Raw genomic sequence first — 10960 nt, forward strand, 5'->3', positions numbered from 1 at the left:
CGGGCCCCGGGCGCGCGGGGGGCGGCCCCCCCCCCCCCCCCCCAAACCGCCGCTTCCCGCCTTGGGGGCCGCCCCCCCCCGCCCCCCGGCGGGGGCCCCCCCGCCCCCCCCCACCCCGGGGGGGGCCGTCGTCGTTCCAGCGGTGATCTTCCTCTCCGAAATGGTCCCGACGTGTGCTTTTCACCGGCACGACACCGCCGTTCAGGGGAGTGGTGGAAATGTGCCAACGGGGTTCACGTCGTGATCACCGTCGGATATGTTCTGCGCCGCTCCTCGATCGAAGGGTTCGCGATGAACGGCAAGAAAGCACGAGCCGGTGCCGCCACCGCGCTGTCGGTGCTGCTGCTCGCCGGCTGGTACCAGGCGAACGCCTGGGCAGACCCGCCGGCCACCGACCCGGTGCCGATGGACGTCTCGAAGGGCGAGATGTTCCGGCAGGGCGGCAGCAGCTACCCGCGGCTGGTCCGGCTGGAGAACGGCGGCTTGGCGAACGGCCGCGTCCTGGCCAGCATGACGACCTACGTGGACAACGCCGGACGTGCGGTGATCTACGAGAGCACCGATGACGGGAAGTCCTTCCAGCCCGTCGGCGAGATCCGCGACCCGGCGGGCGAGAACGCCAAGGGCATGTGCTGCTCGACCCTCTACGAGCTGCCCCGCCAGGTCGGGGACATGCCCGCGGGAACCCTGCTGTGGGCGGGCACCGCGGGCGTCGGCGACGACGAGGAGAACCGCACCAGCAGCGTCCGGCTGTGGCGCAGCGACGACCACGGCCGGAACTGGACCTTCATGTCCGACGTCGTGGCGAAACCGCCGGGTCCGGGAATCTGGGAACCGGAGTTCACCGTCTCCGCGGAAGGCGATCTGGTCGCCTTCTACTCGGACGACATGGACCCGGCGCACGATCAGAAAATGGTGCAGGTCCGGTCGAAGGACGGCATCACCTGGACCGATGAACGCGATGCGATCAAGCAGGACGAATTCCGGGTCCGGCCGGGCATGGCGGGCGTTCGGCAATTGCCGGACGGCACGTACGTGATGACCTACGAGATGTGCAACTTCGACCCGGTGCACACCTGCACGGTGTGGATGCGGACCTCGCCGGACGGCTGGGACTGGGGCGACCCCTACGACCCCGGCACCGAGATCGTCTCGGACACGGGTGGGCAGCCGCTCGGCACGCCGACGATCACCTGGGCGCCGGGCGACGACCCGAACGGCAGGCTCGTCCTCGCCTACCAGATGCTCGGCGGGGACGAAGGCGGCTGGGCGCCCGGCAACGGCCGCACCCTGATGGTCAACGACCACCCGTCCGACCTGTCCACCGGCTGGCGCGAGATCGACGCCCCGGTGCACATCGACCACAACCAGGGCAGCACCTGCCGCGGGTTCAGCCCGTCCGTCCTCCCCACCGAGGATGGGAAGTCGCTGATCCACGTCGTCACGGACTTCGAGAAGTACATCGGCGGGCCGTGCGAGGCGTTCTTCGGCACCGGCCCCATCGACGGCGACGGCGACGCGGCGACCGCGGACACCGGCCGCACCCCGCTCGACCCGCGCCCCGGGCGCTGAGTTCTCCGGTATCCGCGCCTGTTGCGTGGTGCGCGCGTGGCGGAACCTCAGCGGTTCCCCCGCTGCGGGATCGTTTTCACCGGTGGCTCCGCCACAGGCGAAAACGCTGTCCTCGCGAGGGAACCGCTGAGAACCCGCGGGTGGTCCGGCTGCTTTGGTGGTCGCTGTTCAGCGGCTTCGCCGCTGACAGGAGAACGACACTCCCGCAGCGCAGGGGCGAGGGGCGGCGCGTCCACCCGGAACACTGCTGCGATCAGGTGCGCAGCGTCGCGTGGGACTCGGTCAGCTCGGCCAGCGAGGTGACGCCGAGCAGCCGCATCGTGCGCTCCACCTCGGTGCGCAGGATGTCCACCGCGCGCTGCGCGCCGCGCTCCCCGCCGGCCATCAAGCCGTACAGGTAGGCCCGCCCCACCAGGCAGGAGTCCGCGCCGCGCGCCACCGCGGCGACCACGTCCGCGCCGCTGAGGATCCCGGTGTCCAGCAGGATCTCCGCGCGGTCCCCGACGGCCTCCCGCACCCGCGGCAGCAGCTCCAGCATCGTCGGCGCCCGGTCCAGCTGGCGGCCGCCGTGGTTGGACAGCACCACCGCGTCCGCGCCCAGCTCCACGACCTTCGCCGCGTCGGCCGCGTTCTGCAGGCCCTTGATGACCAGCGGTCCGTCCCACGCCTCCCGCAGCCACTCGACGTCCGCGAAGCTCAACGAGGGGTCGAACATCTCGTTGATCAGCTCGGCGACGGTGCCCTCCCAGCGGTGGAAGGAGGCGAACGACAGCGGTTCGGTGGTGAGCAGGTTGAGCCACCACGCCGGGTGCAGCGCCCCGTCCGCGATCGTCTTCACCGTCAGCGACGGCGGGATCGTCAACCCGTTGCGCACGTCCCGCAGCCGCGCGCCCGCCACCGCGGTGTCCACGGTGAGCATCAGCGCCTCGTACCCGGCGGCCTGCGCGCGCTGCACCAGGTCGCGGCTGGCCGCGCGGTCCCGCCACACGTACAGCTGGAACCACTTGCGGGCGCGCGGCGCGGCGGCGGCGAGGTCCTCGACGGAGGTGGTGCCCATCGTCGACAGGGCGTACGGGATGCCCGCGCGCTCGGCGACCCGCGCCACCGCGGGCTCGCCCTCGTGGTTCATCATCCGGGTGAAACCGGTCGGGGCCAGCGAGAACGGCAGCGCGGAGTGCTCGCCCAGCACCGTCGTGCTCGTGTCCACCGTGGACACGTCGCGGAGCACGGAGGGGTGGAACTCGACGTCGTGGAACGCGCGCCGGGCCCGCCGCAGGCTCGTCTCGCTCTCGGCGGCGCCGTCGGTGTAGTCGAAGACCGCGCGCGGGGTGCGGCGGCGCGCGATGGCGCGCAGGTCCGCGATGGTGTGCGCGTTCGACAGCCGCCGCTCGGTGGGGTTCAGCTTCGGCGGCTCCACCCGCAGCAGCGGGCGCAGCTCGGACCAGCGGGGGATCTGCCGCCGCACCATCGGGCACCGTCCTTCCACGTCGTCGTGATCGACGTGGCCGACCCTATCCGGCGGCAGCGCCCGGAGGCACCGCCGAAGACGAGCGGGGGGGGCCACCTGGTGACCGCGCCCGCTCCTCGCCCGGGCCTCGATCAGCACCGCCGATCGAACCTCGATCAGCACCGCCGATCGAACCTCGATCAGCTTGCCGACCAGTCCCCGGGCCACCCGCCGATCAGGCCTGGAACAGCACCCGCTCGCCGCTGCGCGTCTTCGCCTCGAAGCCGATGACGCGCCCGGAGTCGGCCTGCACCGGGGTGATCTCGGCCTGCTCGACCGCGTCCGCGGTGGAGGTGCCCGCGCCGCCGAACTGGCGCACCGCCGCGTAGTAGACGTTCGCGGCCGCCTTGCACAGCCCGTCGTCGGCGCAGACCGAGTACATGTCCGCCTTGAAGTTGTCGTCGACGCGCAGCCGGCCGTCGTCGGTGAACCGGCCCTGCGCCTTGTAGTTGCGGTAGCCGAAGTCGTGCCGGTCGCAGCTGGTGGAGAAGTCGAAGCCCAGCGGCTCGTCCGGCGAGTAGGAACAGCTGTCCGAGGACCAGTCCAGCTGGTCGGCGTGCGGCTGCTCGGACCGCAGGTCGACGAAGTCGTCCAGCGAGGTCTCGAACAGGTACTGGTCGGTGATCTGCCGCAGCTCGCCGTCGGACAGGTCCGCGTGCGCGGTACCTGCGGACAGCAGCAGCACGGCGCCCGCGGCAGCGGAAGCGACGAGGCCGCGGCGGATTCGTGCGGAACGGAACACGAGGTCTCCTCGGGTCAGGGTGGGGCCTGCACAGATCACCCAGTGTTATAGCGGTTGCACGCGGTGCGCGCGGGACTGATCGGGTTTTCAGCAGGTGAACCGGGGATGTCGCGACGGCCGGAGCAGCCCGGCCGGCGCGGCTAGGCTGGTGATCACCACGAGCGGAGGGGGACCGGTGCGGCTCAGCACGACGGTGTTCGGCGACGGCCCGCGCGAGGTCGGCCTGGTGCACGGGCTCGGCCAGTCCGGGGCGCTGTGGGAGGACTTCGCCGCGCCGCTGGCGGCGAGCGGGCACACGGTGATCGCGGTGGACCTGCGCGGCCACGGCGACAGCCCGCGGGGTTCCTCCTACCTGGTCGACGACTTCGCCGCGGACCTGGTCGACACGTTGCCCACCGGGCTGGACGTGCTGGCCTGCCACTCGCTGGGCGGGGCGATCGTGCCGCGCGCGATCGGCCGGCTCGCGCCGAAGCACGCGCTGTACCTGGATCCCGGGTTCCGGCTGGCGCTGCCGACGAGCGGGCTCCGGGCGCGGCTGTTCTGGGCGGCGCCGCTGGTCGGCCTGCTGATCAGCGCGCTGGGCCGCCGCGACCAGCGGCGCCGCGCGGAGGCCGCGCACACCCCGCGCACCCGGGAGCTCACCGCGCGGGCGAAGCGGGGCTTCGACCGGAGCATGATCAGCGCGGTGTACCGGGACATCGCCCACCACCCGTTCCCGGCCGCCGCGCCGGAGGTCCCCAGCACCGTCGTCCTCTCCGGCGAAGGCGAAGCGGTCGTGCCCGCCGACCTCGCCGCCGACCTGGCCCGCCACGGCTGGGACGTCCGCCGCCTGTCCGAACTCACCCACGAGTTCTGGCTGGAGAACGCCGACAGGACCACCGAAGCCGTCGCCGACCTCTTCTGACCCGGGTCCGCCCGATGGTGTCGGCGCGGACACGCCCGTCGAGGTACCTCCGGGCTGTTCTTTGCGGTTAACTTGCACGAGAATGCTCGAAGCTCGACCTCGGAAGGTGTCCCATGCTCCGGAGCTTCCGGCTCGGCAACCACCGCTCGTTCGCGGAGGAGCAGGAGTTGCTGCTGATGCCCGCCTACGACAGGACGCGCGAAGTCCTGCCGGTGGCGGCGATCTACGGGGCCAACGCCTCGGGCAAGTCCAACCTGCTGGACGGGCTGCGGTTCATGCGGTCGGCAGTGGTGGATTCCTTCGGCCACTGGGACGCGGACGGTGACGATGGTGTGCCGAGGCGACCGTTCCGGCTCGACCCCGCGCTACGAGCAGAACCTTCGACCTTCGTCGTCGAGCTGCTCATCGAGTCCGTCCGCTACACCTACGGGTTCGTCCTGGACGACTCCGCCGTGCGCGAGGAGTGGCTCTACTCGTATCCGGAGAACCGGCGCCGGGTGCTCTTCGAACGCGAAGGTCGCGAGGTGAAGTTCGGCTCGACCGTCCGGACGGCGAAGGTCAAGCGCGAGGTGCTGGAGGAGATGACCAGGGAGAACGCCCTGCTGCTCTCCGTGGCAGGGCAGTCCCGGTTCGAGGAGGTCCAGCCGGTTCACCGGTGGTTCGTGCGCACCTTGCGCTTCCGGCGATCCGCGGCGGGCCGCCCGGCGATGTTCGGAGCTCGACGACTCGCCGGATTCCTGGAGCGCGACGACGCGTCGAGGGAGCAGGTGTTGAACCTGATCCGAGCGGCGGACCTCGGTATCGCGGATGTCCAGGTGGAGCGACGCGAAGATCGCAGCCTGATCGATTCGTACCTCGGGCGCGCGAAGCGGGCCGAGGAAGCGGGCGAATCCGAGGAAGCGGACCGCTTGAAAGCCCGCATTGCCGAACTGGAGGCTCGCGGCCTGGATGTGGAGATGCTGCTCAAGTTCGCGCACGCGGAAGGCGGCGGCGAGCTGTTCGAGCTCCGAGACGAATCGCAAGGCACGCAGCAGTGGGTCGGGCTGCTGCCGGTAGTCCTGTCCGCGCTCCACGACGGCTCCGCCCTCGTCGTCGACGAGATCGACACCAGCCTGCACCCGTTGCTCACCTCCCGGCTGATCGGACTGTTCCGCGACGAGCGGATCAACACACGCCAGGCCCAGCTGATCCTCACCACCCACGACACGAGCCTGCTCGGCACGATGCTCGACGAGGAGTCCCTCCCACGTGATTCGGTGTGGTTCGTGGAGAAGGACCGCGCCGGGCGGAGCTCGCTCTACGCGCTGTCCGACTTCAAACCGCGCAAGGGCGAGAACCACGAACGGCGCTACCTGCACGGCAGTTACGGCGCGGTCCCGTTCACGGCGGCCGAGCGATTCGCGGAGGCGTTCGGGGTCGACCGGTGACCCGCCGGGAGAACAGGGGCGGTCGTCGTCGGCCCAAGGCGAAGATCAGGCTGGCCGTGTCCAACCCGTGCATCGAGTACTGGCTGCTCCTGCACTTCGAGGAGTACGACGGCGCGTTGCTCGACTACGCGGCGGCCGCGCGCAGGCTCAAGCGCCACGTGTGCCACTACGCGAAGGCGTCGATCGCCTTCGACGACTACCGGGAAGGCCTCGCGGACGCCCGCGCGCGGGCGGAGCGCAGGTGCGAGCACGAGTGCGAGCACCAGCGGAACCCGTCCAGCGGGGTCTGGCGCTTGGTCGACGTGATGGACGGGCGCCCCGGCTGAGCCGGGTCAGCGGGGGAGTTCGAGGAGCATCCGGGTGTTGCCGAGGGTGTTGGGCTTGACGTAGGGCAGGTCGAGGAATTCGGCGACGCCTTCGTCGGCGGAGCGGCGCATCTCGTCGTAGACGTCGGGGGAGACCGGGGCGCCGTCGATCGGGCGGAAGCCGTGGCGGCCGAAGAACGAGGTCTCGAAGGTGAGCACGAAGACCCGGGCCAGCCCGAGCTCGCGCGCCAGGCCGACGAGCCTGCCGACGACCTGGTGGCCGACGCCGCGGCCGCGGGCCAGCGGGTCGACGGCGACGGTGCGGATCTCGGCCAGGTCCTCCCACAGCACGTGCAGCGCCCCGCAGCCCACCAGGCGGGGCGCCCCGGCCTCGCCGGCCAGTTCGGCGACCCAGAACTCCTGGACGTGCTCGTAGAGCGTCACGAGTTCCTTGGCCAGCAGTACCTTGCCCGCGTACGAGTCGACCAGGGCCTTGATCCCCCGGACGTCGTCGACCCGAGCACGCCGAATCGATATCGCCCCAGTCGCATAGTCATGCATGGCGGGAATGCTACCTTTCCCGCGCCACGCGGGTCGACGCTCCGCGACGAACGCAACGCGACCGCACACCGGCCCGCCGCGGGGCGAGGTCATCACCCGGCGTGAACCCGATCCCGGGCCGCCGCCCGCCGGTGCGCTCAGCGGACCTGCGGGCCGCTCGCCGGGCGCGGGCGCAGGGCCGCCGGACCCGGCGGCTAACCTCGGGTCATGCCAGCAGGGTCCACACCGCGCCGAGTGTCCATGGTCACTCTGGGTTGCGCGCGCAACGAAGTCGATTCCGAAGAGCTCGCGGGAACCCTGCACGAGCACGGGTGGGACCTCGTCGACGGCGCCGACTCCGCGGACGTCGTGGTCGTCAACACCTGCGGATTCGTCGAATCCGCGAAGAAGGACTCGGTGGACACGCTGCTGGCCGCCTCCGACACCGGCGCGAAGGTCGTCGCCGTCGGCTGCATGGCCGAGCGCTACGGCCAGGAGCTCGCCGAGCAGATGCCGGAAGCCGACGCCGTGCTCGGCTTCGACCACTACGGGCAGCTCGCCGAACGGCTCGACGACGTGATCGAGGGCAAGCCCCTCGCCTCGCACCAGCCGCGGGACCGCCGCACCATGCTGCCGATCACCCCGGTCGCGCGGCCCGCCGCCGCCACCGAGGTCGCCGTGCCGGGCCACGGCTGGGTGCCTTCCACCCGGGTGAAAAGGCGCAGGCTGGACAACGCGCCGGTCGCCTCGCTCAAGCTCGCCTCCGGCTGCGACCGGCGGTGCACCTTCTGCGCCATCCCCGCCTTCCGCGGTTCCTTCCTGTCCCGCAAGCCCGACGAGATCCTCGGCGAGGCGGCCTGGCTGGCCACCCAGGGCGTGCGGGAGCTGTTCCTGGTCAGCGAGAACTCCACCTCCTACGGCAAGGACCTCGCCGACCCGCGCGCCCTGGAGGCGCTGCTGCCGCGGCTCGCCGGGATCGACGGCATCGACCGGGTGCGGGTGTCCTACCTGCAGCCCGCCGAGACCCGTCCCGGGCTGGTCCGCACCATCGCCACCACGCCCGGCGTCACCCCCTACTTCGACCTGTCCTTCCAGCACGCCAGCGAGACCGTGCTGCGGCGGATGCGGCGCTTCGGCTCCACCGAGTCCTTCCTCGGGCTCATCGAGCAGATCCGGGAGCTCGCGCCCGAAGCGGGCATCCGCAGCAACGTGATCGTCGGGTTCCCCGGCGAGACCGAGGAGGACTACGCGGAACTGCGCGACTTCCTCACCAGGGCCCGGCTGGACGCCGTCGGCGTGTTCGGCTACTCCGACGAGGACGGCACCGAGGCCGAGGGCTTCGACGGCAAGCTCGACGAGGACGTCATCGCCGAACGCGTCACCGAGCTGTCCGCGCTCGTCGACGAGCTCACCGACCAGCGCGCCGAAGACCGCATCGGCGAGCAGGTGCGGGTCCTGGTCGAGCGCGGCGCCGATCACGAGGACGGCTGCGCGGGCCGCGCCGAGCACCAGGGGCCCGAGGTGGACGGCGAATGCCTCGTCGCCGATCCTGGGAACGTCGTCGTCGGCGACGTGCTCCGCTGCGAAGTGGTCGGCAGCGAAGGCGTGGATCTCGTGGTCCGCCCGACCGGCGATGCCGAACGGCAACCGTCCGGGGGGACGACATGAGCGCCGACGGCGCGGCTTCGGGAGCGGGGCCCGACACCCGTCCGGTGCCGCTGCTCAACATCGCCAACGTGCTCACCGTGTCCCGGCTGCTGCTGGTCCCGGTGTTCCTGGTGGCGCTGCTGCGGGAGGACGGCCACCAGCCGCTGTGGCGCTGGGTGGCGCTGGCGGTGTTCCTCGTCGCCGCCATCACCGACCGCATCGACGGCGAGCTCGCCCGCAGGCGCGGCCTCATCACCGACTTCGGCAAGATCGCCGACCCGATCGCGGACAAGGCGCTGACCGGAGCCGCCCTGGTCGGGCTCAGCCTCGTCGGCGACCTGCCGTGGTGGGTCACGCTGTTGATCATCGCACGTGAGCTGTTCGTCACACTGCTGCGGTTCTGGGTGATCCGGCACGGCGTGATCCCGGCCAGCCGCGGCGGCAAGCTCAAGACGCTGCTGCAGGCCATCGCGATCGTCGCCTACCTGCTGCCGCTGGGTGAGCTGATCGACCCGCTGCGCTGGGTCATCATGGGCGCCGCGGTGCTGGTCACGGTCGTGACCGGGCTCGACTACGCGGTGCGGGCCTGGCGGCTGCGCGCAATGGGCAGGCGCACCGGGGGCGCGGGCTCGTGAACGCCGCCGCCGAACTCCTCGGCCTCCTCCGCGACCGCGGGGAGACCGTCGCCACCGCCGAATCGCTCACCGCGGGCCTGCTCGCGGTCACGCTCACCGACGTGCCCGGCGCCAGCGACGTGGTGCGCGGCGGGCTGATCGTCTACGCCACCGACCTCAAGGAACGGCTCGCCGGAGTGGACGCGGAACTGCTGGCCCGCGGCGGTGCCGTGCAGCCCGCCGTCGCCGAACAGCTGGCCACCGGCGCCCGCGAGCGCTGCGCCGCGACCTGGGGTGTCGGCCTCACCGGAGTCGCCGGACCCGATCCGCAGGACGGCGCGGAACCCGGCACCGTGCACCTCGGATTCGCCGGCCCGAACGGGACGAACGTGCTGTCCACCAAGCTCGCCGGTGATCGCGCCGGAGTGCGGGCGGCGGCCGTTCGAGTGGCGTTGGAACACTTCACGACAGTGCTGCGTTGAACGTCCCGGACGTGTCCGCGCGCCCCAGCGCTGCGGAATCGTCGCCGAATCGCGCACGCGTGGTGGCGCCGAGAACGTTCGCCCTCGGCGGATTGGCGGATGATCGCTCTCGCGACGGCGTTGCGATGAGTAACGTAGGGGGCGTTGACGCGTAGCGCACGATGTAAGCGACGAAGGAGGGAGGCGCGCGATGACCGTGTTGTTGCGGGAAGCAGTCGGTGAAAGGCTGCGCCGCGCCCGGACCGCTCAATCTCGTACGCTGCGAGATGTCTCGCGCGCCGCCCGGGTGAGCCTCGGCTACCTCTCGGAAGTGGAGCGGGGACGCAAGGAGGCTTCGAGCGAACTGCTGGCCTCGATCTGCGGTGCATTGGACCTGCCGCTGCCCGAACTGCTCGTCACGGTCGCGGGTGACCTCGACGGGTCGGGCACCGTGCTCACCCCGGCGATGGTCGAACAGCGCGGCGCCGCCGACTTCGACGGTGGCCGCCTGGTGCCGAGCCTGATGGGTGCCGACCTCGCCGACACCGAGCTGTCCGGTGCCGACTTCGCCGACGCCGAAACCGCGGGCGTCGAGGCGCAGCTCTCCAGCGAGGACCTCACCGAGGAGCACCGCCTGCAGCCGGTGCTCAGCCAGCGGATCAGCGCACCGGTGCGCAGTTCCGGTGGCGTGGTCGTCGCCGCCTGACATCCGTGGTCGCGCGGGGTGGTGCACCCCACCGCCCCGCGCGCGGCGGAACCTCCTCGCGCCCTCGTGCGTTGATCGGGTGGACCGCGTGGAACCGCGGCCGCGACCCGGGCGCGGGCCCGGTCGGCGGTGCTGGTTCGATCATGGCGTGACCGCTCGGGGGTCACCGGGGGAAAATCCCGGAGATCTTCGCATCCTGGTGGAACCGGACACCGTGCCCTGACACGATGGGTTCGGCGGCACCATGAGAATGGGACACGACACGGCTGGAACCGGCACGCGCCGGACCTCGGGCATCGGGTCGAGGTCCGCGGTCGCGACACGCGCACGGGCAGCACCGGCAGGAGAGAAGGCAGGCGGAGGAGATGGCCAATCCGTTCGTGAAGTTCTGGAAGTACCTGATGGCGTCGGTGTGGGGGCAGATAAACCCCCACCCCCCCCCCCCCCGCGCGGCGCCCCCCCCCCGCCCCGGCGGGGGGGGGGGGCCCCCGGGGGGCCCCGGTGTGGGGCCGCGTGGTTGTGGCCCATGTGGGGC

General features: G+C 71.6%; 11 protein-coding genes. 8 read left to right on the forward strand and 3 right to left on the reverse strand.

Going from position 1 to position 10960, the window contains the following annotated elements:
• The first annotated feature begins 240 nt into the window (after positions 1 to 240).
• Entirely contained in the window at positions 241 to 1572 is a 1332-nt protein-coding gene (locus tag LCD33_RS16770; protein WP_224961150.1) for a sialidase family protein, read from the forward strand.
• 253 nt (positions 1573 to 1825) lie between these two features.
• Here LCD33_RS16770 and LCD33_RS16775 read toward each other — a convergent pair whose 3' ends face one another.
• Positions 1826 to 3040, reverse strand: a complete 1215-nt coding sequence (locus LCD33_RS16775; RefSeq protein ID WP_224961152.1) for an alpha-hydroxy acid oxidase — start codon at positions 3038 to 3040, stop codon at positions 1826 to 1828.
• A gap of 214 nt (positions 3041 to 3254) precedes the next feature.
• Positions 3255 to 3821 carry a phospholipase gene (locus LCD33_RS16780; RefSeq protein WP_224966777.1) on the reverse strand — a complete coding sequence of 189 codons (567 nt, stop codon included), beginning with the start codon at positions 3819 to 3821 and terminating at the stop codon, positions 3255 to 3257.
• Positions 3822 to 3996: 175 nt separating this feature from the next.
• On the opposite strand from LCD33_RS16780, the gene LCD33_RS16785 reads away from it, so the two are divergent.
• The 3 genes from LCD33_RS16785 to LCD33_RS16795 all read left to right on the forward strand — a co-directional run bounded on the left by LCD33_RS16785 (position 3997) and on the right by LCD33_RS16795 (position 6478).
• A complete protein-coding gene (locus LCD33_RS16785; protein ID WP_224966778.1) occupies positions 3997 to 4725 on the forward strand; it encodes an alpha/beta fold hydrolase in 729 nt (242 codons plus the stop codon).
• A gap of 113 nt (positions 4726 to 4838) precedes the next feature.
• Positions 4839 to 6152, forward strand: a complete 1314-nt coding sequence (locus LCD33_RS16790) for an ATP/GTP-binding protein (protein WP_224961158.1) — start codon at positions 4839 to 4841, stop codon at positions 6150 to 6152.
• A complete protein-coding gene (locus LCD33_RS16795; protein WP_224961160.1) occupies positions 6149 to 6478 on the forward strand; it encodes an RloB family protein in 330 nt (109 codons plus the stop codon). The genes LCD33_RS16790 and LCD33_RS16795 overlap by 4 nt, the downstream gene beginning before the upstream one ends.
• 6 nt (positions 6479 to 6484) lie before the next feature.
• Here the strand turns inward: LCD33_RS16795 and LCD33_RS16800 are convergent, their stop codons facing one another.
• Positions 6485 to 7018, reverse strand: a complete 534-nt coding sequence (locus tag LCD33_RS16800; protein ID WP_224961162.1) for an amino-acid N-acetyltransferase — start codon at positions 7016 to 7018, stop codon at positions 6485 to 6487.
• Between the two features lie 207 nt (positions 7019 to 7225).
• Here LCD33_RS16800 and rimO point away from each other — a divergent pair, with 207 nt between their 5' ends.
• The 4 genes from rimO to LCD33_RS16820 all read left to right on the forward strand — a co-directional run bounded on the left by rimO (position 7226) and on the right by LCD33_RS16820 (position 10425).
• Positions 7226 to 8665, forward strand: coding sequence for a 30S ribosomal protein S12 methylthiotransferase RimO (gene rimO / locus LCD33_RS16805; RefSeq protein WP_224966779.1), 1440 nt, complete (start codon positions 7226 to 7228; stop codon positions 8663 to 8665).
• Positions 8662 to 9279, forward strand: coding sequence for a CDP-diacylglycerol--glycerol-3-phosphate 3-phosphatidyltransferase (pgsA, locus tag LCD33_RS16810; protein ID WP_224966780.1), 618 nt, complete (start codon positions 8662 to 8664; stop codon positions 9277 to 9279). The genes rimO and pgsA overlap by 4 nt, the downstream gene beginning before the upstream one ends.
• Entirely contained in the window at positions 9276 to 9740 is a 465-nt protein-coding gene (locus LCD33_RS16815; protein WP_224961168.1) for a CinA family protein, read from the forward strand. The genes pgsA and LCD33_RS16815 overlap by 4 nt, the downstream gene beginning before the upstream one ends.
• 190 nt (positions 9741 to 9930) lie before the next feature.
• A complete protein-coding gene (locus tag LCD33_RS16820; protein WP_224961170.1) occupies positions 9931 to 10425 on the forward strand; it encodes a helix-turn-helix domain-containing protein in 495 nt (164 codons plus the stop codon).
• The last annotated feature ends 535 nt before the right edge of the window (positions 10426 to 10960 follow it).

Source organism: Saccharopolyspora sp. 7B (assembly GCF_020177435.1).
In the GTDB taxonomy this organism is placed as follows: domain Bacteria; phylum Actinomycetota; class Actinomycetes; order Mycobacteriales; family Pseudonocardiaceae; genus Saccharopolyspora_C; species Saccharopolyspora_C gregorii.

Coding starts and splice junctions, on each gene's coding strand:
- LCD33_RS16775 (WP_224961152.1), bottom strand. CDS start 3,040: ATGGTGCGGCGGCAGATCCCCCGCTGGTCCGAGCTGCGCCCGCTGCTG.
- LCD33_RS16790 (WP_224961158.1), top strand. CDS start 4,839: ATGCTCCGGAGCTTCCGGCTCGGCAACCACCGCTCGTTCGCGGAGGAG.
- LCD33_RS16820 (WP_224961170.1), top strand. CDS start 9,931: ATGACCGTGTTGTTGCGGGAAGCAGTCGGTGAAAGGCTGCGCCGCGCC.
- LCD33_RS16800 (WP_224961162.1), bottom strand. CDS start 7,018: ATGCATGACTATGCGACTGGGGCGATATCGATTCGGCGTGCTCGGGTC.
- rimO (WP_224966779.1), top strand. CDS start 7,226: ATGCCAGCAGGGTCCACACCGCGCCGAGTGTCCATGGTCACTCTGGGT.
- pgsA (WP_224966780.1), top strand. CDS start 8,662: ATGAGCGCCGACGGCGCGGCTTCGGGAGCGGGGCCCGACACCCGTCCG.